Consider the following 21,652-nt stretch of genomic DNA (forward strand, 5'->3'; position numbering starts at 1 on the left):
ATGAAATGAAGATAGGAGATCTTGCAAAAGCGACGGGGCTTACACCTTCCCGCATCCGTTATTACGAGGCGGAAGGCCTGATAAGTGCCCCTCCCCGACAGGATAATGGCTATCGCCATTATCCGCCTGAGACCGCCCTGATCCTCATGCTTATTGACCGGGCACAGGGATTTGGATTCACGCTTGAGCAAATCCGTCAGGTATTACCTCAGGGGAAAGAAAGCTGGAACCATGAAGGATTAATTGCTTCTCTTGAATCCAGGGTTGAGGAGATCCGACTCCTGCAGCAGCAACTCAGGGAAAATCAGACCATGATACTGCATTTAATCAGCGGCATCGAAAACAGGCCGGAGGGTATTTCATGCCAGGAAAATATGTTGCGGGTTATGAGGCTAATGCAGGTTGATACGCCGGTTCTTCATTCTATTAAGTAATCTGGCAAACATTGCGCCAGGTCTGTTTCAGAATGAAGAGTGAATTAACGAAGTCTGATTTGTAAGACACGGTTCCCTTGTTCACAAGCATGAAGACTCCGTTACCGGTATTTTGTACCGGTAACGGAGTCTTCAACTTATATATTTTATCAGCTGGATTAACTGTTTATAAATGCAAGTAGATCTGCGTTCACCTGATCCGCGTGTGTAGTGGGTATGCCGTGGGGAGCTCCTTTATAAGTATTGAGTTTCCCATTTTGGACCAGTTCAGCCGACAACTTACCGGAATCATCATAAGGGACAACCTGATCGTCATCGCCATGAATCACCAGTACGGGGATGGATATTCCTTTGAGGTCTTCAGTAAAGTCGGTTTGCGAAAAAGCAACGATCCCATCGTAATGCGCTTTGGCGCTACCCATCATGCCCTGTCGCCACCAGTTATAAATGACAGCTTCGGAAGGAGCCGAACCGGAGCGGTTAAATCCATAAAATGGTCCAGCAGGAACGTCATAATAGAACTGAGCGCGATTAGCAGCCAGTTGCGCCTGCATGTCATCAAATACTGTTTTCGGCGTTCCCTGTGGATTATTGTCGGTTTTCACCATCAATGGCGGTACGGCACTGATTAACACGGCTTTTGAAACTTTATCTTCACCATGCCTGGCTATATAACGTACAACTTCGCCACCGCCGGTTGAATGGCCAACATGCATCGCGCCTTGTACATTAAGGTGTTCCACAACGGCTGCAACATCATCTGCGTAATGATCCATGTCGTGGCCATCCCACACCTGTCCTGAGCGACCATGCCCGCGCCGGTCATGTGCCACAACGCGGAAGCCTTTATTTACGAAGAATAACATCTGGGCATCCCAGTCATCACTGCTCAGAGGCCAGCCATGATGGAAAAAAATAACTTTACCATCCCCTGGACCCCAGTCCTTGTAGAAGATTTCAACGCCATCGCGAGTTGTTACATAACCCATGTCACTTCTCCACTCAGATAAACTGTCAATGGACTGTGCTTATCCTGCTCAACTCTTCGTAAAGGGCAGAACGAACTGATAAGTACCGATCCTTTCACCGGCTCTGAATCAACCGTGACTGTAGTATAGGTTTAAAGTCAACTTGAAGGTCAATGAGGGTTGTGAGATTGTTTGAGGGCTTTGAGTGTAGGTTACAAAAAACCTCTCCGGGAGAGCAGGGGATTTCTGACTCAGGTATCGCAGGAAGGAGAGCTCATGGTTTGCTAGAGTCATGATTTTGACTTCAAAAAGCAGGACTTGCTATATCACGCAGTCTGCTTTTCGCTCATAGCGGACCTTAGCCTACCGTCAGTCCGCTTTGTGCCAAAAGCGGACTCAGAGTCATGCTATTCATCAAATCCTTATTCGATGCGTTCCACATTTGGATGACGCTCGGTTGCGGCTTCATGAAATATATCACTCAGCCAGCCAGCAATCTCGCCTTCTGTCATATCGTCTGGAATCGCGACGTCATAGAGCCGAGAAAACTTTCTCTCTGTCAGGTCAACACGAAATACCAACCACCGATCATTCTCACGCTGAACGCCAATATGCCGCCCAAAAACGTTATATACCAACATATGCAACCTCCGGGCATGCTAATGATTCTCTGAATTAATGCTATACGTCTGGGCAGGTCAATAAAAAAATCGTAGATAGATGAATGGCCAGCGTCGGCTTATCGCTCAAATGAGACAACCATAATCACATCTCCTTACCCAATGGAGATTGAACATGACAATATCCCCCTGGAACAAAAGCCGCATTATTGGCCAGAAACGACCTCTTCAGATCTCTCATATCTGGGGAATTCGTATCCGTCTTGAGCTGGAAGGAAAAGTCCGAGATTTGGCTCTGTTTAACATGGCTCTGGACAGTAAACTTCGGGGCTGTGATCTGGTTAAGTTGAAAGTTTCTGATGTGGCCTATGGACACACTGTTTCGGGCAGAGCGACTGTGCTTCAGCAAAAAACGGGCAGCCCTGTCCAGTTTGAACTGACGAAGGGAACCAGAGAAGCAGTAGCCGCATGGATCAAAATGGCTCATCTACGTAGTAGCGACTATCTTTTTCAGTCCCGCATTGGTTCTTCAAGACACATTTCAACCAGACAATATAATCGTATTTTTCATGGATGGATTGAGAAGTTGGATCTCGATGAAACGCTTTACAGTACGCATTCCATGCGCAGAACCTAGCCATATCTGATCTATAAAAAAACGAAAAATCTTCGTGTGATCCAGTTACTTTTGGGTCACAAAAAACTCGAAAGCACAGTACGTTACCTAGGCATCGAAGTAGATGATGCCCTGGAAATATCAGAGTCGATTGAAGTCTAACTTGTCAGGGCTGCAACAGCAGCCCTGTGCTAAAAGCGGACGTTATTATTTTGGACTTATCAATGCAGCTAGTAACGTTCGACTGTGTTAAAAAGTTGTTTCAAGACAGCTGTGTCTGAAATCTGATGGAGCAGAAATGAGAACGCAAAAAAGATGTATGGGTTATGTGGCCATCGTGGTCGACGACTATGACCGCGCGATTGAGTACTACACCGACAAGTTGGGCTTTACGCTGGTAGAAGACACGCCGCAGCCGGGTAAGCGCTGGGTCGTTGTGACGCCGAATACGGAAAGCGACTGTAATCTTCTCCTGGCCCGTGCTTCAAACGAGCGGCAGGAATGCTTTATCGGCAACCAATGCGGCGGACGGGTATTCCTGTTCCTGCAGACTGACGACTTCTGGCGCGACTATAACGCTATGAAGGCGAAAGGCGTCCACTTCTGCCAGGAGCCGCGAGAGGAGGAGTACGGGATGGTCGTTGTGTTTGAAGACATCTACGGCAACCGCTGGGATCTTTACCAGAACAAGCAAAGTTAACTCTTAGAGGGTCCGGTTACTAATGCGTAATCGGCCTCAATCCCAGTTCCGCTTTTCGCTCATAGCTGACTTTCTTCTGCGTCCGCTTCGCGCCAGAAGCGGAACTCAGTCACCACTTAGCGCACTGATTTTTAAGGATGCCATTATATGTGTATAAGGACTTTACCGATCACTTTTGCATGTTCCACTGTATAATGAGCGTCGGCTATTTTCTCAAGCGGCAGATTTAAGCCTATTAAAGGTGCATAACTTCCAGTTTCAAGGCAGGAATTAATATCTTCTGCGCTGGCTTTTTTAACGTCCATGGGAACTTTGTATATATAGACAAAGCGGAGTACACAGCCGTGCATCATGGCTTTGAGAAGTGGAACAGAAATTGTTTCTGTTGCGCTACTCGTAGCATAAGAGCTAATAACTCCTCCTTGAGACAAACAAGCCAGGTTGATATCAAGGTTCTCTTTCAAAGCCACATCGACAATATGATGAACCCCCTGATTATCTGTATTCGCCATGATGATATTTGCCACATCGCCAGCTGTATGGTCGAGTACTAAATCAGCACCATTAATTTTTGCTATCGCCGCTTGTTGAGCATTTCTCACCGTGGTAACAACCCATGCACCGGCCCATTTAGCTAATAAAATTGCTGCAGTTCCCACCACTCCAGCTCCGCCATGAATGAGTACCCGGCGGTCTTTAAGGTCACCGTCTGAAAAAAGGCAGCGGTGAGCGGTAAGGGCTGGAATTCCAAGTGAAGCGCCTGTTTCAAACGAAACATTATCGGGGAGTCTTACAGCCTGACTTGTTGGTACGACAACGAACTCTGCTGCCGTTCCTGACGCCCGTCCATATTGTGCTTCATAAAGCCAGACACGCTCATTAAGTCGTTCTGACGATACGTTCTCACCAACTGCTTCAATCACACCTGCGCCATCCTGATGGGGAATGATGCGGGCATATGGCATGCTCGCAGAGAAAGCTGTTCTTGCCTTGATGTCTGATGGATTGATTCCTGAAACGTAAATACGCACGAGTACTTCATTCGGACCGGGGCTGGGTTTAGAAACTTCACCAATTTTCAGTACATCATATGCATTACCTTGAGTGTCATAATATGCGGCTTTCATTAGTTGTAACCCTATGTATGAATTGAAAATAAATCATTATACGTTTTAGTCTTGTTCCTTGGTGTACTTTAAGCTCTATGGATAGTATTTAAAAGTAGGCACTCTTATGATACATAGGGATAATAAGTATACTAATGGAGTGTCTAAATTGATGAAAATCGAGGAAGAACAGAATTACCAATGCACCGTAGAAGCAACCATTACAGTAGCCGGGGGTAAATGGAAACCGTTGATCATTTATTATCTGCTCAGTGGGACCAAGCGATTTGGAGAACTTCGTAAACTCATAGGTAGTGTGACGCAGCGTTCATTGACGCTACAACTTAGAGAACTTGAGGCTCATGGCATTATTTCCCGGAAAATATTTGCAGAGGTCCCCCCACGAGTTGAATATTCACTCACTGAATTAGGTTTTACTCTCGCTCCTGTACTCGAGACGATGAAAGCTTGGGGAGATGCCTATGTATCCAGGCAACGAAAAAAGGATCATTAATTATGTACCCGTTTTTGGTGTTGAGTAACCAGCTCACCATTGCGCAGGACATTCCGATGTAAATATCCATTCTTAGCTTCCGCTTTTCGCTCACAGCGGACCTTCAGCGTCCAATAACCATTAGTTTTGCATTCCGACGAGTTACCGTTTGGCTGATACGCTGGGTCGTTAAAACCTGATCAGAGACGAGTAAAATGGTGAACTTCCGCTTCTCGCTCATACCGCACAGGGCTCTCATATCTGTCCGCTCTGTGCCAGAAGCGGACATCTGCGTTCTGGGTCAACACAAACGGGTGAGCGAAAGTAGTCTTATGTAAAAGCGACTGAATTGCTCTCTTACTCTGACTTTTTATCCCATTCGGCGTGAGTCAGTGTAAACAGCATGCTGGCGGGCGCATTTGTCACATCCTGAATGTCCCGTACATACCTGAGTCCGGAATTAGTCAGGACTTTTTGCGATGCAAGGTGGTTTGCTCTTACTACTGCAGAGATATCCGGCAGTTTTAGCTCACCAAATCCATAACTGACCGCATGGTTAGCAAACTCTGTCGCCAGCCCTCTTCCCCATGACTCAGCAGAGAACCGATATCCTAGGTTATTGATAGTGGTATTGGCATAACTGCGGATATTCAGCCCGCCAAAACCGATGAGCCTTTTAGGATCATCGTTCAGCGAGATAGCCCAGTTTCCGAAACCGTAATCTTCCCAGTGTTTAAGCCAGCGAGCCAAAACATCACGGGCATAATCAATATCAGGATATGGGCCTGCGGGATTAAATGTATTCGTGGCAGGATCGCCATAAATTCTGAAAAGGTCATCTGCGTCTGAGGTGATTACAAGCCGAAGATGCAGTCGGGAGGTGGTTAGCCGCAAAATTTCTCCTGAGTTTTTGATTCATTCAATGAGTTATCTTACTGTTTTTATAGCCAGAAAATTTCGGCTTCACAACAGCACTGTTATGTTAATTTGGCAAAATTTGCATGTCGCCATCATTTTGACGTCTGCTCCTCGCTCATACCGCACAGGGCTCTCATATCTGGCCGCTCTGTGCCAGAAGCGGGTCTTGCTAATTTTTAGGTGCATTATTCAAAAGCGGGAAATTTTAAATACCCCATGAGATAGTATGGTCTTCCCTAAAACATATTCCTTTTATTGAATATGTTTTTGTTCTATCCTCTTGCCAATACCTTCAGGCTTTCCTTAATCGGGTTTCAACATGTTATCTCTGACACCACTACAACTTTTTAAAAACCTTTCGGACGAAACACGTCTCACACTGGTGCTGCTGCTGAAAGAAAAGGGAGAGCTCTGTGTGTGTGAACTCACTGGGGCACTGAACCTTCCTCAGCCTAAAATTTCCCGCCACCTTGCATTGCTGCGATCCAGCGGGTTACTCAGTGACCGGCGCGACGGCAAGTGGATCCACTATCGCCTGTCTCCACACATGCCAGTGTGGGCGGCTTCTGTCATTGATCAGGCGTGGCTGAGCCAGCGTGATGAAATTCGTGACCTGGCCGATCATTCACAGCTGGATCATGCCACAACTAACGGCAGGGCTGTCTGCCTGTAAAAAAATTTAGCCAAACACATCCGAATTATCGAATGTGTTTTTAGACTTCTAAGACTTATCAACGGAGGAAGCATGCTGCTGGCAGGCGCAATTTTTATTCTTACACTGATATTTGTTATCTGGCAGCCACGCGGGCTTAGTATCGGATGGAGCGCTGTTGCCGGAGCCGCGCTGGCGCTGGCAACCGGCGTGGTTCATATCGGTGATATTCCCGTGGTATGGCAGATAGTCTGGAACGCAACGGCCACGTTTATTGCGGTGATCATTATCAGCCTGCTGCTGGATGAATCAGGGTTTTTTGAGTGGTCGGCGCTGCACGTGGCACGCTGGGGCGGCGGCAGCGGAAAGCTGCTTTTCACCTATATTGTATTGCTAGGAGCGGCGATAGCAGTGCTGTTTGCTAATGATGGCGCGGCGTTGATCCTGACGCCCATCGTGATTGCCATGCTGCTGGCACTCGGATTCAGCCAGGGTGCCACGCTGGCGTTCGTGATGGCGGCTGGATTTATCGCTGATACGTCAAGCCTGCCACTCATCGTATCTAACCTGGTGAATATCGTCTCAGCTGACTTTTTCCATATGGGATTCAGGGATTACGCTTCGGTCATGGTGCCGGTCAATATCGCTTCGGTGCTGGCAACACTCGCCATGCTGCACCTCTTTTTCCGCAAGGAGATTCCCGCGCAGTATGATGAAGCCAGGCTCAGGATGCCGCGTGAGGCCATTCGCGATATCAGCACCTTCCGCGCCGGATGGGTTGTCCTCGTTCTACTGCTGGCGGGCTTCTTTGCGCTGGAACCGCTCGGCGTACCGGTCAGCCTGGTTGCAGCCATCGGCGCGCTAATCCTCTGGCTGGTCGCACGGCGCGGCCATGTGATTGATACCCGCAGAGTGCTGCGCAACGCCCCCTGGCAGATTGTGGTGTTTTCACTTGGCATGTATCTGGTGGTCTATGGACTGCGCAATGCCGGACTGACAGAATATCTGGCCGCGCTGCTTAACGATTTTTCCGATGCCGGTGTATGGGGCGCGGCGATGGGAATCGGATATATCACCGCACTCCTCTCATCAGTAATGAACAACATGCCTACGGTGCTGATTGGCGCACTTTCCATTGATGCCAGCACTGCGCAGGGTGTCGTGCGTGAAGCAATGATTTACGCCAACATTATCGGCTGCGATCTTGGACCGAAAATCACGCCTATCGGCAGCCTGGCTACGCTGCTGTGGCTGCATGTGCTGTCCAAGAAAAACATCCGCATCAGCTGGGGATACTACTTCCGGGTCGGTATCGTTATGACGCTGCCGGTAATGACCGTTACGCTTGCTGCGCTCGCGCTGCGCCTCTCTGTCTGATGATAATCCGGGGCGGCGTATGCAGCCCCATCACACGAGGTTTTACCATGTCTGACATTACCATTTATCACAATCCCGCCTGCGGCACCTCGCGTAATACACTGGCGCTAATCCTGAACAGCGGCGCGGAACCTACCGTTATTCACTACCTTGAAACTCCGCCGACGCGTGAAACGCTTCAGGGGCTGATTGAAGCGACGGGAATCGGAGTGCGGGCGCTGCTGCGTAAAAACACTGATCCCTATGAACAGCTGGGCCTCGCCAGCGACAGCTTTACTGATGAACAGTTGCTGGATGCCATGCTAGCTCACCCGATTCTGATCAACCGTCCGATAGTGGTGACTCCGCTGGGAACGAAGCTTTGCCGCCCTTCCGAAGTCGTGCTGGACATTCTGCCTGATCAGCAAAAAGGTTCGTTCACCAAGGAAGATGGCGAAGTGGTGATTGGCGCGGACGGTAAACGCGTCAGCCAGTAATCAGGCAGGATGAAAAAAACCGGCGTTTCGCCGGTTTTTTTCAGATGCTGCGCTGGTTAACTCTGGCAGAGAGCTGCTCCGCGCTCTCTTTTCTCTCGCTGTAGCGGTCGGTCAGATATTTGCTGCGTCCACGGGTCAGCACGGTGAACTTCATCAGTTCCTCCATCACGTCCACGATGCGCTCGTAATATGCCGATGGCTTCATCCGCCCCGCTTCATCGAACTCCGCCCAGGCTTTTGCCACCGATGACTGATTAGGAATGGTGATCATGCGCATCCAACGTCCCAGAATGCGCATCTGGTTAACTGCGTTAAACGACTGGGAGCCGCCGCTGACCTGCATCACCGCCAGCGTTTTGCCCTGTGACGGCCGCACCGCGCCGGTTGAGAGCGGGATCCAGTCAATCTGCGCTTTCATCACGCCGGTCATTGCGCCGTGGCGCTCTGGCGAACACCACACCATGCCTTCAGACCACAACACCAGTTCACGCAGTTCAGCTACTTTAGTGTGCGTTTCGGGGGCGTCATCGGGAAGTGGCAGCCCGGATGGATTAAAAATTCTGACTTCTGCGCCCATCGCAATCAGCAGGCGGGCCGCCTCTTCCGTGGCGAACCGGCTGAAAGAGCGTTCACGTACTGAACCGTACAGCATCAGTATGCGCGGTGCATGTGCAGGCTCGTCAGCTGCCAGTTTTGCTGTGGTAATCGGTGCATCAACCAGGCCAGTATCGATATTGGGTAGCGACATATCCGTTAGATTCATTCTGTTCTCTCTGTTAACTGTGTTGGCAGGCTCAGTCCACATCCACCTTCTCCGCTGCAGCACTCCTCGACGAGAAAGGCCAGCAGCTGCTCCAGACGTTCATACTGTGGCAGGCAAAACAGCGTGCGCCCCTGACGATCCTGACGGATGAGCCCGACAGACATCAGCGCGGAAAGGTGATGGCTTAGCGTGGATGCGGGTATATCCAGCTGCTTCTGTAAATCGCCAACCGGCAGCCCACCGTGCCCGGCCTTAACCAGCGTTTTGTAAACGGCCAGCCTTGTCGGATGGCCGAGCTCTTTTAACGCGCTGGCCGCTGTATTCAGATCCATAAAACCTCCTTAAATCCATATTTCCAGAATAATCGAAATATAAATTAAGTCAATCTACCCACTTCTGTTGTTAAACAATCATTCTGGAAAGCATCCATCGGTTGAACTCACAGCTCATTGCTGGCCTCCGACATCTGAGTACCAGGAGCGAACGTTGCCAATTCCGCTTAGTATTTATTACAGAATAGCGGATCACAATTTAACCAGGTAGCATTGTAGTTAAATCAGATGTTAATATATCTTTTGTTATCGCATGAATTTATTGAGCTTTTAGGTGAGATGGGTGAACACTACTTTAACATTAGATGACCTTGGCCCACGCATATGTATTATGGGGCCATCAAATAGTGGTAAATCCACACTGGCAAAAGCAATCGCTTCTAAGACGTCATTACCTCTAATTCATCTTGATCAATTGCATCACTTACCTGATACAAAATGGGTTCCCCGTGAACCAGAAGATTTTTATCGGTTACATGAAGAAGCTGTTCGTGGAGAAAAATGGGTAATAGAGGGCAATTACACCAAGTGTATTTATTCCCGACTTGAACGTGCTACAGGGCTGATATTGCTTGATGTGCCAATGGCGATAGCGCTGCAGCGCTATATACGCCGATGTTACTCGTCAAAGCCCAGGATCGGTGGTCTCAATATCCGAAGAGAGCATGTGACGTGGGAAATGCTTAAATACATTGTGCATATTGCGCCTAAAAACCACCATCTTCACAAGAAGATTTTCGAGCAGGTAACCATTCCAAAAGTGATGTTGACATTACCTCGTGATATTAAGACCTGCTATCAAAGCTGGGATATTTCATAATGGTTTAAGATGATTAATATGCTTCCGAAAATAGTCAATCATTCATCGAAGGCTATACCTCGCATAATTTAATTACCGAGCACGTCCAATGTGCTGGGAAGGTCCTCAAACCTGTCTGCTGTTTGCTCACTGCTGCCCTTTTGGCTTTGCCTACGACACTTGAGCGCCAAGAATGGATTAGGCAAAGTTTTTTAATGCCCATGAACTGTTAGCCCCACCATCCTGACCACGATCGGGCGTACAAATAGTATGCAGACAAAGGCGGCGGGCATGGCGACCTTGTAAGCATTGATAACATTTAACATATAATGAGGCCCGAAACCGAATTCCGAAAAGGTAATAACTAAACTCATCAGAAAGGCCATGATGGTCGCCATATAAAGCGCAAAGATGTAAGGTGAAGTGTGTTTTGGAAAGCGTATTCTGGCGATCTTGTTCGTTGTTGCATCCGTCATAGTGTTACCCTGTTTAACCGAGAGTTAGCGAAACAGTCGCAAAGCTACCAAGTAAGTCAACGTGTTAGTAGAACGGTCCAGCTTTAATCACCATTAAGTAAAAGTAACGAATTTTGCATTGAGGTCTTATGGACTTGTTGGGGTTAATCAGTACCTATATCCGTGTAGTGGAGAACGGCAGTATCGCAGCGGCTGCACGCGCTAAAGGAATGAGCCCTGCAGCAGTCAGTCAGAGCCTTTCTCGTCTGGAATCGTATCTGGGGGTACGCCTGCTATCACGCACAACCCGAAGTATGACCCTTACCGAAAGTGGTAAACGCTATTTCGATAAAGTTCGCCACATTCCGTATGATGTTGATCTCGCGTCGCAGGCTGCTGCATTCGAAACAAAACCGCAGGGGCAACTTTGCATCGCTACGACTGCGGCGTTTGGCCGGTACGTTCTTGCACCACTGATGCCAGAATTCAAATCAGTTTATCCCGATATTGATATTGAGCTGATCAGTACCGATCGTAACGTTGATCATCGACTAGAGGGAGTCGACGTCAGCATCCGCATCGAGGCACAACTGAACGAACAGCTGATTGCCCTGAAAATTTCATCATTACCTTTTATCTTCTGCGCAGCCCCGGCATATCTGGAGCGTGCGGGCATACCAGAAAGTCCCGAAGAATTGAGTCAGCATGCCTGCCTGGTATTTCGCTATCCAACTGATGGACGCTTTTTGCCCTGGACATTTATGGTTGACGGTCAAAAGGTGGCGGCGAAACTCAATCCCGAATTTATCAGTGACGATATTGATATCATTGCTAATATCGCAATCAATGGTGGTGGTATTGCTCGCCTTGCGAGTTTTATTGCACAACCGCTTATCGACAATGGACAACTCATCGCGTTATTTCAATCCAGCCAAAGCGATGAAACCCATATCGCATCTTCCCCTATGAACATTTACGCGTGCGTCAACGATCGTTCAGCGCTCAACTCAAAGGTCAGAGCCTTTATTGCTTTTTTGGAACAGGCGATGCAGTCAGCGTGATCCCAATCGTGAAAAAGTGAATGGTCTTTGGCCTGAGATGAATACGTGTTGATGGAGGAACAATAGCGTCGGTACATCATCTGCTGTCAGCAACGGATACTCATGACGTTAATTTGCCATTGTGGAATGCGCGTTTATGTAGCAACTCACAACGCATTTGCACCAGAACCATGCATCCTGAAAAGAGTTGTAATCAGCTCTTAGGCTTGCCCTCATTTATACCTACCTGAATATCTATGATCGGCCACACAATTTACAACCTGTTTACCTGACAGCCACAAAATTCTGTGCCAAAAAGTGTGCAGCGGCATTCGAGATTTATGCCCTGGCACGTCAATTGCTTTAGCTAACCGATGTCAGCCGCAGCAATCTGACAACCTGTGCGCGTTATTAAATCAATCAAATTGATTTAATTAAACACCCTCTTTTTGCATCAAGGCGAAAACACCATGAAAATCCGATTCAATCCAGTCATAAAAGGTTGTTTTGCAGCGGTTCTGTTAGCCAGCGTTGGCAGCGCGGCGGCGGCAACCACGTTAAATGCGCTGTTTATGACGCAGGCGGCGTACAGCGAAAATGATATTCGCGCCATGACGCAGGAGTTTCAGAAAGCGCACCCGGACGTGCAGGTTAATCTTGAGTTTGTACCTTACGAAGCGCTGCATGACAAAATTGTCGCTGCGCGTGGCGCGGGCGGCAATGGCTACGATGTGGTGCTGTTTGATGCCATCTGGCCCGCTGAATTTACCAAATTTGATCTGTTGCAGGACGTGAGCAGCCGTATCAGCGCCGATGAAAAAGCGCAGATTTTCCCCGGTGCGATGAACACCGTGGTATTCAAAGGCAAAACCCTCGGCATGCCGTGGATCCTTGATACCAAATATCTCTATTACAACAAAGCGATGCTGGAAAAAGCCGGCATCAGCACACCGCCACAAACCTGGCAGCAGGTGATAGATGATGCGCGCATTATCAAGCAGAAGAATATCGTCAAATATCCGCTGGTCTGGAGTTGGTCGCAGGCGGAAGCGCTGGTGTGCGATTACACCACGCTGGTATCCGGCTTCGGCGGCAAATTCTATAACAACGACAAACTTGATTTCTCCTCCCCTGCCTCGCTGCAAGCCGTCAAGCTGATGAAAAGCTCGCTGGATGAAGGCTTAAGCAATCCGGCCTCACGCGAGTATCTGGAAGAGGACGTACGTAAAGCCTTCTCCAATGGCGATGCCGCCTTCGCGCTTAATTGGACCTACATGTACAACATGGCCAACGATCCGAAGCAGAGTAAAGTCGCCGGGCAGGTCGGTATTGTTCCGGCACCGGGCGACGCGCCGGGCAAATTTGGTGCGGTTAACGGTTCGATGGGCCTTGGCATCACCAAAGGCAGTGCTCATGCGGATCAGGCATGGCAATACATCAGCTATATGACCTCTCAGCCGGTGCAGAACAACTACGCCACGCTGAGTCTGCCGATCTGGAAAAGCTCATATCAGGATCCAGCAGTGCTGAAAAATCAGGAGAGCCTGATCGCTGCGGCGGATAAATCGCTCAACGTAATGCTATCGCGCCCGGAAACCGCGGATTATTCGCGCCTCTCCAATACCTTGCAGCAGCAGTTGCAGCAGGTGCTGGTGGGTAGCGCCACGCCTGATGTCGCGCTGCAAGCGGTAGATAAGAGTGCGGCGCGTCTGCGCTAAGGGGCAACAATGCTGAGTTTGCGTCAACGCGAACAACGGCAGGCATGGGTGCTGCTGGCACCCATGCTGTTGGTGATGCTGTTGCTCACCGCATGGCCGCTGTTACGCACTATCTGGCTGAGCTTCACTGATGCTGCCTTAATAGGCAGCGGTGAAGCGCCGGGCTGGATTGGTTTTGAAAACTACCTGTTCGCCATCACCGATGCCGATTTTCGCAGTTCACTGTGGCGCACGCTCTACTTCACCGTCGTCTCGGTGGCGATTGAGGGCGTGATCGGCGTGCTGGTGGCGCTGTTGCTGAATCAGAAATTCACTGGCCGTAACGTGCTGCGCGTGCTGGTGATTTTGCCGTGGGCGCTGCCAACCATCGTTAATGCCATGATGTGGCGCCTGAACTTTAACCCCGATTACGGCAGCATCAACGCCCTGCTGACACAGCTAGGCATCATCGATGGCTATCGCAGTTGGCTGGGCTCGCCCGGTTCGGCGCTTAATGCGGTGATGTTCGCCGATATCTGGAAAAACTATCCGCTGGTCACTCTGCTGGTGCTGGCGGCGTTGCAATCCATTCCTGACGATCTGTTTGAAGCGGCGCGACTCGACGGTGCGTCAGCATGGCGCCGTTTTCGCGCCATCACCTTCCCGGCGATTGTCGGTCCGCTCAGCGTGGCGCTGGTGCTGCGTACCATCGACGCCTTCAAAATCTTCGACATCATCTACGTGATGACGCGCGGCGGCCCGGTCGACAGTACCAAAACACTCAGTTTTTACGTCTATCAGGAATCGTTTAGCTATCTGCGTGCTGGCAGCGGCGCGGCCTATGCGATGTTGATGACATTGCTGTGCGCGGTGCTGATCACGCTTTACATGTTGTTATTGTGGCGGCAGCGCCGCAAAGGAAGCGCGTATGAAGGCTAACTTACGCCATGTTGGCAAATACGCCGCCGCGCTGCTGGTGGCGATTTCCGTGCTGGCACCGATGGGCTGGCTGTTTTTGATGAGCGTCAGCGCCACCAGCGATCTGACCCGCGTGCCGCTGGAGTGGTTGCCGCGCCAGTGGGATTTCACCCGCTACGGCAAGCTGCTGTCGCTGGAGCCCGGCCAGCCGGGCGTGCTGTTCCTGCATGCGCTCGGCAACAGTCTTTTGGTGGCAACCGGCGCAACGATAATTTGTTTGTTGCTGGCGATTCCGGCAGCGTTCAGCTTCTCACGCTATCGTGGTCGCGATGGCTGGCTGTTCGCTTCGCTCGCCATCTACATGGTCCCGCCGGTGGCATTCGTTTTGCCGCTCTACTTCCTGCTACAGCAGTTCGATCTGCTCAACACCCGGCCTGGGCTTACCATCGTTTACTGCTCGCTGATTCTGCCGTTCCTCACCTGGATGTTGAAAAACCAGTTCGATACGTTGCCGCAGGATATTGAACAGGCAGCGCGGCTCGATGGTTTACGCGTCTGGCAGGTTCTGCTGCGCATTACGCTGCCGCTGGCAAAACCCGTTCTAGGCGCTGCGGCGCTGTTTGGCTGGCTGCTGGCGTGGGATGAGTTCTTCTATGCGCTGTTGTTCACCAGCAATATCGCGGCACAAACCCTGCCGGTCACCATTGCCGGGTTCACCGCCGGTCGGGCGACCGATGATGGCTTGATCGCCGCCGTCGGCATTCTGGCATCGGTGCCACCGCTATTTATTGCCATCTGGCTGCAAAAGACGCTGGTCAGCGGCCTTGCCAGTGGCGGGAGTAAAGGATGATGGAACATAAACTCACCGCCACGCTGTACGTGGTGGGCAATATTAATGTCGATTTGATTATGGGCACGCTGGATAGCTGGCCGCAGCGCGGTACCGAAGTGATGCTCAATCACAGCGAACTACGTCCTGGCGGATCGGCTGGCAACTGTGCGCTGGCGCTGGAAGCGATGCAGGTGCGCCATCGCGCCGTGGCGAATCAGGGTGACGATGGCCTGAGCGCCTGGCTGGCGAGCCATTTTCCGCACAGCGCCGCGCACTGGACGCGCTACAGCTGCGAAACCTCGCTCACCGTTGGCGTCACGCATTCAGATCACGAACGCTCGTTTCTGAGCAATCTTGGACATATCGTGAAACTCAGCGCGCAGGATGTGCTGGCGCAGCTACCCGCTGAAGCGGCTGACGGCGATATCGTTTTGCTGTGCGGCACTTTCTTATGCCTGCGCTTGTATGACGAATATCCCGCGCTGCTTAGCGAGCTGCGGCAGCGCGGCTTTATCACCGCCGTTGATACCGGCTGGCCGCCGCAGGGATGGAGTGACGAGGTGCGCAAGCAGGTGATGCAATGGCTACCGCTTTGCGACTGGCTGCTACTAAATGAAGTGGAAACGCTGGGTCTGGGCGCCGCAAACAATCTGCCCGCCAGCGCACAAACCCTGGTTCAGCAGCTCAGCGGACGCGGTGGCTGCGTGGTGAAATGCGGCCCGCAGGGCGCACACTGCTGGCAGGCCGAACGCTCGATTAGCCAGCCTGCACGTCCGGTGACGGTGGTGGATACCATTGGTGCGGGCGACAGCTTTAATGCCGGTTTCCTTACCGCGCTCGTGCATCAGCAAGATCTCGCCACGGCTTTGCAATGGGGGATCGCGGTGGCGTCGCTGGCCATCAGCACCCTGCCGCGTCGCTATCCCGACTGGCATCAACTGCAACTTTCTCAGGAGTGTTAATTTATGGCCAGTGTTGAACTCGTAAAAGTGGCCAAACGCTACGCAAAACAGTCGGTGCTGCATCCGCTCGATCTCACCATTCCTGATGGCAGCTTTACCGTGCTGGTTGGCCCCTCCGGCTGCGGCAAATCCATGTTGCTACGCCTGCTGGCCGGTCTGGAAAGCCTGTCGGATGGCGCAATCTTGATGGATAACGTGCAGATCAACGATCGCGATCCGGCAGACCGCGATATTGCCATGGTATTTCAGAGCTACGCGCTTTATCCGCACTTAACGGTGGCGGAGAATCTGGCGTTCCATATGCAGGTGAAGAGGGTTAAGCGCGAAGAGCAGCAGAGTAAAATTGCGCGTATCGCCGGGATCCTCGGCATCGACAAGCTGCTGCAGCGCTACCCGCGCGCGCTTTCAGGCGGCCAGCGTCAGCGCGTGGCGATGGGGCGCGCGATGGTGCGTAATCCCAAAGTGTTCCTGTTTGATGAACCGCTGTCGAATCTGGATGCCCAGCTGCGCATGGAGCTGCGCGCTGAGATTAAATCGCTGCATCAGCGCTTCAAAACCACCATGGTTTACGTAACGCACGATCAGGTGGAAGCCATGACGCTCGCCGATCAGATTGTGGTAATGAAAGATGGCCGTATTGTGCAACAGGGCGCGCCGCTGGCGATTTACGATCGTCCGGCGGATACGTTTGTGGCGCGCTTTATCGGCTCGCCGCCAATGAATCTGTTACCGGCGCAGCTCAGCACGCGTGATGGCGTGCCCGGCGTGCAGTGCCAGGATCTGTGGCAGCCGCTGCCCGCACGCTGGCAGGCGGCGGCGCGTGAGCGTGAGGGTTCCGCCGTAACGCTTGGCGTACGTCCGCATGATTTGCTGGAGGCCAGCAGCAACGCAGCAGCACAGGTGAACGTGGTAGAGATCACCGGCGAATCAACCCTGCTGCACCTCGACTGGCACGGCCATGCGTTGCATATGCAGGTTGCCGGTCGTCACCCGGCGGTGAGCGGCGTCAGCATTATGTTGGGCTTTAACGCCGAGAAGATTCATCTGTTTGATGCGGAAACCGGACTTAGGTTAGGTGAATCTTAATTTTTATCTTTCTCTGGCGCACATTTATGCGCACCAGAGTGTTGTAGGGTCGCCATTTATGGCGACCGCTTTACCCAATAAAAAAAGCCACCCGATACTGGGTGGCGAAATAATATTCATCTGATGCATAACAACGATATTCGCGAACGCTCGTTCCTTAAGCATTGCACATTGGATATTTTACGCTACCGGCTGTTTTATTCTGTCTTAGTCGTTTAAAGATCCTGTAAAACTGATCTCGTCTTTTAACGAATTAAATACATCTACCAGGTTTTTCCGATATTAAACTGGAACTGCTCCGACTTATCGCCCTCATACTTTTTAATCGGCAACGCATAGGAAAACACCAGCGGACCCAGCGGGGATTGCCATTGCAATGCCACGCCACTCGACACGCGAATCTGGCTTGGATCGCCATAATCCGGAATGCCTGCCGCTTTGGTCGCTGCCGTATTCTGCCAGTCGGTGTCCCATACTGTACCCGCATCGACAAAGAGTGAGGTGCGCAGAGAATCGGCATAGCGTTCGCTAATAAATGGCGTGGGGACAATCAACTCTGCACTGACAACCGCCATCGCATTGCCCCCTACCGCATCATCCGACTTTTCCACCGGACAGCCACCGTAGCTGCTTTCGCTGCCGCTACAGCGGTAATAAGCCGCTTTCGGACCGATGGTGTTGGAGGAAAAACCGCGTACTGAACTCGAACCGCCCGCGTAGAAGTTGTCATAAAACGGCACTTCATTGCCACCTAAGCCATCGGCATAACCGGCCTTGCTACGTCCCATCAGTACCCAGCGATGATCGCGGCTCAGCGGCAGGTAACCGTTGGCGGTCAGCGTGCTCTTGTAATAACTGTTGGTGGAACCGGGGATAGTCACTTTAGTGTTAAAACCGGCACTCACGCCCGATGTGGGGAAGAAGCCGCGATCCAGAGAGTTGTAGCTCCAGCCAATATTCCAGAAGAAATCATTGGCAGTGAATTTATCCGCAACCGTGGCATCATCGTCGTCGTCGTCACTGGTAATCACTTTCGGGTGAATGCCCTGAGAACCCAAGTAGCGCCACATTGCAACCTGCGGCGCCATATTGCTCACGCGGTTATAAACGTAATCTAGCCCGCTGCTCACCGTGCTGTTTTCGCTGATAGGGAAGCTTAAGGTGCTGCCCGCGCCGAAGCTCTTCAACGTGTACTCAGAGAGATCGTTATCTTCCGCGCTGTAATCGTTATAGAACAGCTTGCCGCCCAGACTCACGCCATCAACGGTGAAATAGGGATCGGTAGCGGCGATTTCAACATAGGTTTGATAGCTGTTTTTCGTACCGCTAAAGCTTACGGTATTACCGGTGCCCATCCAGTTATCCTGACTGACGCCAAGCTGATAGCTGATGCCGCTGTCGGTGCCGTAACCCAGTCCGACGTTGAAGGTGCCGGTATTGCGCTCCTTCACTTTGTACACCACGTCTACCTGATCCGGGCTGCCCGGCACACGTTGCGTCTCTACATCAACGCTTTCAAAGTAACCGGTACGATTGAGTCGCGCTTTACCCTGTTCCACTTGGTTACTTGCCAGCCAGGCACCCTCCATCTGGCGCATTTCACGACGTAACACAGCATCTTTCGAGGTGTCGTTACCGGAGAAGCGCACCTGACGCACCGAGAAACGTCGCCCCGCATCCACATTGATGTGCAGCTGCACGGTTTTATCGTTATCGTTAATCTCCGAGTGCGTCGTCACCTGCGGAAACGCATAGCCGTAACGGCCTAATACTTTTTTAATCGCTTCCTCATTTTGGGTGATTTTTGCTCCGCTGTATAATGTGCCCGCAGGGAAGCGCACCAGCTTTTCAATTTCCGCAGGGTATCCGGCCATATTGCCCGTCAAGGTCACGCCGCTAACACGATAAACATCGCCTTCATGAATATTTATTGTGAGGTAAATATGCTTTTTATCCGGCGTTAAACTGACTTGGGTAGAATCGAGATTAAATCGCGCGTAACCGCGGTCAAGATAATAACTGCGTAGCGTCTCTAAATCGCCTGAGAGTTTCTGTTTCTGATATTTCTGGTCAGCGACTACATTCCACCACGGCACATCATCGCGCAATTGGAAATGCGAGATCAGCTCGTCAGATGTGAAAGCATGATTGCCTACGATATTGATTTGCTGAATTTTCGCCGACACGCCTTCGGTGAAAATGAATTTCAGATCAACGCGGTTGCGCGGCAACGGCGTAACGACCGCTTTAACGCTAGCCGTGTATTTCCCAGCGCTATAGTAGAAATCTTCCAGCCCTTTTTCGATATCCGCAAGCGTGGTGCGGTCTAGCGCTTCACCTACGCGTACACCCGAAGCATCGAGGTTCTGCTTGAGTTGATCCTCTTTAATCGCTTTGTTGCCGGAGAACGAAATACTGGCAATGGCCGGGCGCTCTTTGACTTTGATCAGTAACATATCGCCGTCACGCAACACCTGCACATCTTCAAAGTTGCCGGTGGCGAACAGCGAGCGAATGGTATTGCGAATATCATCATCGTTGATGCGGTCGCCAACGCGCAACGGCATATGCAGCAGCGCCGCGCCGGGCGCAACGCGCTGGAGACCATCAAAGTGAATATCCTTGAGGGTGAAATCATCTGCACCAAAGGCAGTGGTGGTTACCATGAAAAGTAACCCGGTTAACATCTTCTTCATCTGCTATGAGCCTGCCGTTTTTCCTGTGCCTGATTCAAGCGCCTTGCTTCCACACCCCATAAAAACGGGCTGAACACGTGGTCCAGCCCGTTAACTGCGGCGATATGTTCCGGAAAAAAGACCGCTCAGCCAAAGGTAAATTCAGCGTAACTCACGGATTTTCGGTTGTTTTACACTATGGTGAAACGCTCCTGTCGAAATACCCTCACAAGAATTACCCTTCTGCCGCTACTGACTGAAACGTACGGCGATTAAGGCTGGTGAAAATCACCAGCAGCGCCATCATCCCCAGCTCAACGCCAAGCGTACCGGTAATCGCCGTTAGATGATTTCCGTGTGCATAGATCTGCGTAAATACGCCGCCAAGCAGCATCGGGCCTAAACCCAGCGCCGATTGCTGAACGGTTGATAACACTGCACTGCCCGCCCCCGCCTGATGATGCGGCACGCTACTCATACCGATGCGGTAGAAGGTGCTGACAATAAACGACTGACCAAAACCAATCAGCACCGTGGCGGGAATTAGCGTGAAAATGCCTACCTGTGGCCAGGCGAGTTGCAGCGTAGCGATTAACGCTACCAGGCCAACCATTTGAATACCGCAGCCCATCAGCAGAGCGCCGCGTTTTCCTAAACGCTCGACGATGCGGGTGGATTGCATCGCACCAATAAAATAAGCGGCGCCGAGCGCAATAAAAGCATTACCCGACTGGAACGCCGTCATGCCTAAGCCGGCTTGCAGCGTCAGCGCGACTGAGAACATAAACCCGCTCCAGCACGAGAAAAACAGCACCGCCAGCGTCAGGCCAAAGCGCACGCTGGGAAGACGCAGCAGCGAGGGTGGCAGCAGCGGTGCGCCGTTTGCCGCTTCCAGCCGCAGCGAACTCTGGCGTAAACGGTGTAAAAATAGCGGGAACAGCACCAGCAGCAAGATGCATGGCCACGACCAGTGCAGCAGCGGCCCAAGCGCCAACGCCAGCATCAGGCAACCGATCGCACCTGCCAGCAGCAACGTGCCGCTAACATCGACCGGTACGCGCTGCGTGTTTTGCGTTTCTGGCACGAAACGGCGCGCGGTGATCAGCACAAACAGACAGATCGGCAGGTTAATCAGGAACACGCTGCGCCAGCCGTAACCGCCGATATCGGCTTTGATGAGAAAACCGCCCAGCACCTGGCCGACGATAAATGCCAGCCCACCAATGCCGCCGTACAAGCCGATGGCGCGTGCATGCGCTCGACCTTTCAAGGTGATGTGCAATGTTGCCAGGATCTGCGGCACGATAAAGGCCGCGCCAACGCCCTGCAGTGCGCGAGCAAACATCAGCAAACCAACGCTGTTGGCAATGCCGCATAATAAAGATGCAATACCAAAGATCCATACTCCCGCAAGGAACACGCGACGGCGCCCATAGTTATCGCCCAGCCGTCCGCCCATCGCCAGGCAGATGGCGAAGGCGATGCCATATACCGCGACAATCAGCGCCAGCTCAATCGCCGTGGCCTGCAGCGTGTGAGCCATCGCGTCTAAGGCCACGTTAACGATAGAAAAGTCGATCATGGGCAGCAGTTGCCCGGCAAGCAGGACCATCAATCCTGTGCGTTGAAGTTGCGATGTCTGCATCGGTTTTACCCTTGTTTTTCGTTTCAGTACGGCATAGCATCACCTAACCATTAAACGGGTACCAGTTCTTAATTATCATGGTATAAAC

22 protein-coding genes and 1 pseudogene are annotated in these 21,652 nt (G+C 51.4%); 14 read left to right on the top strand and 9 right to left on the bottom strand.

Annotated features, from left to right (window positions below; all coding sequences use genetic code 11):
- Nucleotides 1-5 precede the first annotated feature (5 nt).
- Nucleotides 6-434, top strand: coding sequence for a MerR family transcriptional regulator (locus AC07WB_RS22455; RefSeq protein WP_345830420.1), 429 nt, complete (start codon nucleotides 6-8; stop codon nucleotides 432-434).
- Between the two features lie 158 nt (nucleotides 435-592).
- On the opposite strand, the gene AC07WB_RS22460 is transcribed toward AC07WB_RS22455, so the two are convergent.
- Both AC07WB_RS22460 and AC07WB_RS22465 read right to left on the bottom strand, forming a co-directional pair.
- On the bottom strand, nucleotides 593-1,423 hold the full coding sequence (locus tag AC07WB_RS22460) for an alpha/beta fold hydrolase (protein WP_494941383.1): 831 nt from the start codon (nucleotides 1,421-1,423) through the stop codon (nucleotides 593-595).
- A gap of 401 nt (nucleotides 1,424-1,824) precedes the next feature.
- Entirely contained in the window at nucleotides 1,825-2,043 is a 219-nt protein-coding gene (locus AC07WB_RS22465; RefSeq protein ID WP_400457418.1) for a DUF7661 family protein, read from the bottom strand.
- 154 nt (nucleotides 2,044-2,197) lie between these two features.
- Here AC07WB_RS22465 and AC07WB_RS22470 point away from each other — a divergent pair.
- Both AC07WB_RS22470 and AC07WB_RS22475 read left to right on the top strand, forming a co-directional pair.
- Nucleotides 2,198-2,800: pseudogene (locus AC07WB_RS22470) on the top strand (tyrosine-type recombinase/integrase).
- Nucleotides 2,801-2,936: 136 nt separating this feature from the next.
- A complete protein-coding gene (locus AC07WB_RS22475) occupies nucleotides 2,937-3,338 on the top strand; it encodes a VOC family protein (protein WP_494941384.1) in 402 nt (133 codons plus the stop codon).
- Between the two features lie 143 nt (nucleotides 3,339-3,481).
- Here the strand turns inward: AC07WB_RS22475 and AC07WB_RS22480 are convergent, their stop codons facing one another.
- Nucleotides 3,482-4,465, bottom strand: a complete 984-nt coding sequence (locus AC07WB_RS22480) for an NADPH:quinone reductase (RefSeq protein ID WP_345830417.1) — start codon at nucleotides 4,463-4,465, stop codon at nucleotides 3,482-3,484.
- 151 nt (nucleotides 4,466-4,616) lie between these two features.
- Here AC07WB_RS22480 and AC07WB_RS22485 point away from each other — a divergent pair, with 151 nt between their 5' ends.
- Entirely contained in the window at nucleotides 4,617-4,958 is a 342-nt protein-coding gene (locus tag AC07WB_RS22485) for a winged helix-turn-helix transcriptional regulator (RefSeq protein WP_097098143.1), read from the top strand.
- Nucleotides 4,959-5,294: 336 nt separating this feature from the next.
- Here AC07WB_RS22485 and AC07WB_RS22490 read toward each other — a convergent pair whose 3' ends face one another.
- Nucleotides 5,295-5,831, bottom strand: coding sequence for a GNAT family N-acetyltransferase (locus AC07WB_RS22490; RefSeq protein ID WP_494941385.1), 537 nt, complete (start codon nucleotides 5,829-5,831; stop codon nucleotides 5,295-5,297).
- A gap of 343 nt (nucleotides 5,832-6,174) precedes the next feature.
- Between AC07WB_RS22490 and AC07WB_RS22495 the strand changes: the two genes are divergently transcribed.
- The 3 genes from AC07WB_RS22495 (at nucleotide 6,175) to arsC (ending at nucleotide 8,360) form a co-directional block, all read left to right on the top strand.
- Complete coding sequence (locus AC07WB_RS22495; protein ID WP_494941386.1) at nucleotides 6,175-6,528, top strand: metalloregulator ArsR/SmtB family transcription factor; 354 nt, start codon at nucleotides 6,175-6,177, stop codon at nucleotides 6,526-6,528.
- A gap of 72 nt (nucleotides 6,529-6,600) precedes the next feature.
- Nucleotides 6,601-7,884: an arsenic transporter gene (locus tag AC07WB_RS22500; RefSeq protein WP_494941387.1), complete on the top strand. Its 1,284-nt coding sequence runs from the start codon at nucleotides 6,601-6,603 to the stop codon at nucleotides 7,882-7,884.
- A 47-nt stretch (nucleotides 7,885-7,931) separates the two neighbouring features.
- The gene (gene arsC, locus AC07WB_RS22505; RefSeq protein ID WP_097098147.1) at nucleotides 7,932-8,360 is read left to right on the top strand and encodes a glutaredoxin-dependent arsenate reductase; all 429 of its coding nucleotides are present in this window, start codon (nucleotides 7,932-7,934) and stop codon (nucleotides 8,358-8,360) included.
- A gap of 40 nt (nucleotides 8,361-8,400) precedes the next feature.
- Here the strand turns inward: arsC and arsH are convergent, their stop codons facing one another.
- Nucleotides 8,401-9,123: an arsenical resistance protein ArsH gene (gene arsH / locus AC07WB_RS22510; RefSeq protein ID WP_494941388.1), complete on the bottom strand. Its 723-nt coding sequence runs from the start codon at nucleotides 9,121-9,123 to the stop codon at nucleotides 8,401-8,403.
- Nucleotides 9,120-9,455 (bottom strand): ArsR/SmtB family transcription factor, encoded by a 336-nt coding sequence (locus AC07WB_RS22515; RefSeq protein ID WP_097098149.1) that lies wholly within the window; start codon nucleotides 9,453-9,455, stop codon nucleotides 9,120-9,122. Before AC07WB_RS22515 ends, arsH begins: the two co-directional genes overlap by 4 nt.
- A gap of 283 nt (nucleotides 9,456-9,738) precedes the next feature.
- On the opposite strand from AC07WB_RS22515, the gene AC07WB_RS22520 reads away from it, so the two are divergent.
- The gene (locus AC07WB_RS22520; RefSeq protein WP_494941389.1) at nucleotides 9,739-10,275 is read left to right on the top strand and encodes a P-loop NTPase family protein; all 537 of its coding nucleotides are present in this window, start codon (nucleotides 9,739-9,741) and stop codon (nucleotides 10,273-10,275) included.
- Between the two features lie 191 nt (nucleotides 10,276-10,466).
- On the opposite strand, the gene AC07WB_RS22525 is transcribed toward AC07WB_RS22520, so the two are convergent.
- Nucleotides 10,467-10,730: a DUF2798 domain-containing protein gene (locus AC07WB_RS22525; RefSeq protein ID WP_494941390.1), complete on the bottom strand. Its 264-nt coding sequence runs from the start codon at nucleotides 10,728-10,730 to the stop codon at nucleotides 10,467-10,469.
- Between the two features lie 128 nt (nucleotides 10,731-10,858).
- Between AC07WB_RS22525 and AC07WB_RS22530 the strand changes: the two genes are divergently transcribed.
- From AC07WB_RS22530 to AC07WB_RS22555, 6 genes are all read left to right on the top strand, one after another.
- Complete coding sequence (locus tag AC07WB_RS22530) at nucleotides 10,859-11,770, top strand: LysR family transcriptional regulator (protein ID WP_345830406.1); 912 nt, start codon at nucleotides 10,859-10,861, stop codon at nucleotides 11,768-11,770.
- A 449-nt stretch (nucleotides 11,771-12,219) separates the two neighbouring features.
- A complete protein-coding gene (locus tag AC07WB_RS22535; protein WP_494941391.1) occupies nucleotides 12,220-13,467 on the top strand; it encodes an extracellular solute-binding protein in 1,248 nt (415 codons plus the stop codon).
- Between the two features lie 9 nt (nucleotides 13,468-13,476).
- Complete coding sequence (locus tag AC07WB_RS22540) at nucleotides 13,477-14,385, top strand: carbohydrate ABC transporter permease (protein ID WP_494941392.1); 909 nt, start codon at nucleotides 13,477-13,479, stop codon at nucleotides 14,383-14,385.
- On the top strand, nucleotides 14,375-15,214 hold the full coding sequence (locus AC07WB_RS22545; protein ID WP_494941393.1) for a carbohydrate ABC transporter permease: 840 nt from the start codon (nucleotides 14,375-14,377) through the stop codon (nucleotides 15,212-15,214). Before AC07WB_RS22540 ends, AC07WB_RS22545 begins: the two co-directional genes overlap by 11 nt.
- Entirely contained in the window at nucleotides 15,214-16,158 is a 945-nt protein-coding gene (locus AC07WB_RS22550; protein ID WP_494941455.1) for a carbohydrate kinase family protein, read from the top strand. Before AC07WB_RS22545 ends, AC07WB_RS22550 begins: the two co-directional genes overlap by 1 nt.
- A 3-nt stretch (nucleotides 16,159-16,161) precedes the next feature.
- Entirely contained in the window at nucleotides 16,162-17,244 is a 1,083-nt protein-coding gene (locus AC07WB_RS22555) for an ABC transporter ATP-binding protein (protein WP_494941394.1), read from the top strand.
- Nucleotides 17,245-17,507: 263 nt separating this feature from the next.
- Here the strand turns inward: AC07WB_RS22555 and bamA are convergent, their stop codons facing one another.
- Together bamA and AC07WB_RS22565 are read right to left on the bottom strand one after the other, a co-directional pair.
- The gene (gene bamA, locus AC07WB_RS22560) at nucleotides 17,508-19,940 is read right to left on the bottom strand and encodes an outer membrane protein assembly factor BamA (protein WP_494941395.1); all 2,433 of its coding nucleotides are present in this window, start codon (nucleotides 19,938-19,940) and stop codon (nucleotides 17,508-17,510) included.
- Nucleotides 19,941-20,154: 214 nt separating this feature from the next.
- The gene (locus tag AC07WB_RS22565) at nucleotides 20,155-21,564 is read right to left on the bottom strand and encodes an MFS transporter (protein ID WP_494941396.1); all 1,410 of its coding nucleotides are present in this window, start codon (nucleotides 21,562-21,564) and stop codon (nucleotides 20,155-20,157) included.
- Nucleotides 21,565-21,652 lie beyond the last annotated feature (88 nt).

Source organism: Pantoea sp. GW821-FHT03E06 (assembly GCF_059420725.1).

Coding starts and splice junctions, on each gene's coding strand:
- AC07WB_RS22455 (WP_345830420.1), top strand. CDS start 6: ATGAAGATAGGAGATCTTGCAAAAGCGACGGGGCTTACACCTTCCCGC.
- AC07WB_RS22480 (WP_345830417.1), bottom strand. CDS start 4,465: ATGAAAGCCGCATATTATGACACTCAAGGTAATGCATATGATGTACTG.
- AC07WB_RS22485 (WP_097098143.1), top strand. CDS start 4,617: ATGAAAATCGAGGAAGAACAGAATTACCAATGCACCGTAGAAGCAACC.
- AC07WB_RS22475 (WP_494941384.1), top strand. CDS start 2,937: ATGAGAACGCAAAAAAGATGTATGGGTTATGTGGCCATCGTGGTCGAC.
- AC07WB_RS22465 (WP_400457418.1), bottom strand. CDS start 2,043: ATGTTGGTATATAACGTTTTTGGGCGGCATATTGGCGTTCAGCGTGAG.
- AC07WB_RS22500 (WP_494941387.1), top strand. CDS start 6,601: ATGCTGCTGGCAGGCGCAATTTTTATTCTTACACTGATATTTGTTATC.
- AC07WB_RS22535 (WP_494941391.1), top strand. CDS start 12,220: ATGAAAATCCGATTCAATCCAGTCATAAAAGGTTGTTTTGCAGCGGTT.
- AC07WB_RS22555 (WP_494941394.1), top strand. CDS start 16,162: ATGGCCAGTGTTGAACTCGTAAAAGTGGCCAAACGCTACGCAAAACAG.
- bamA (WP_494941395.1), bottom strand. CDS start 19,940: ATGAAGAAGATGTTAACCGGGTTACTTTTCATGGTAACCACCACTGCC.
- arsC (WP_097098147.1), top strand. CDS start 7,932: ATGTCTGACATTACCATTTATCACAATCCCGCCTGCGGCACCTCGCGT.
- AC07WB_RS22525 (WP_494941390.1), bottom strand. CDS start 10,730: ATGACGGATGCAACAACGAACAAGATCGCCAGAATACGCTTTCCAAAA.
- AC07WB_RS22545 (WP_494941393.1), top strand. CDS start 14,375: ATGAAGGCTAACTTACGCCATGTTGGCAAATACGCCGCCGCGCTGCTG.
- arsH (WP_494941388.1), bottom strand. CDS start 9,123: ATGAATCTAACGGATATGTCGCTACCCAATATCGATACTGGCCTGGTT.
- AC07WB_RS22565 (WP_494941396.1), bottom strand. CDS start 21,564: ATGCAGACATCGCAACTTCAACGCACAGGATTGATGGTCCTGCTTGCC.
- AC07WB_RS22460 (WP_494941383.1), bottom strand. CDS start 1,423: ATGGGTTATGTAACAACTCGCGATGGCGTTGAAATCTTCTACAAGGAC.
- AC07WB_RS22540 (WP_494941392.1), top strand. CDS start 13,477: ATGCTGAGTTTGCGTCAACGCGAACAACGGCAGGCATGGGTGCTGCTG.
- AC07WB_RS22515 (WP_097098149.1), bottom strand. CDS start 9,455: ATGGATCTGAATACAGCGGCCAGCGCGTTAAAAGAGCTCGGCCATCCG.
- AC07WB_RS22550 (WP_494941455.1), top strand. CDS start 15,214: ATGGAACATAAACTCACCGCCACGCTGTACGTGGTGGGCAATATTAAT.
- AC07WB_RS22495 (WP_494941386.1), top strand. CDS start 6,175: ATGTTATCTCTGACACCACTACAACTTTTTAAAAACCTTTCGGACGAA.
- AC07WB_RS22530 (WP_345830406.1), top strand. CDS start 10,859: ATGGACTTGTTGGGGTTAATCAGTACCTATATCCGTGTAGTGGAGAAC.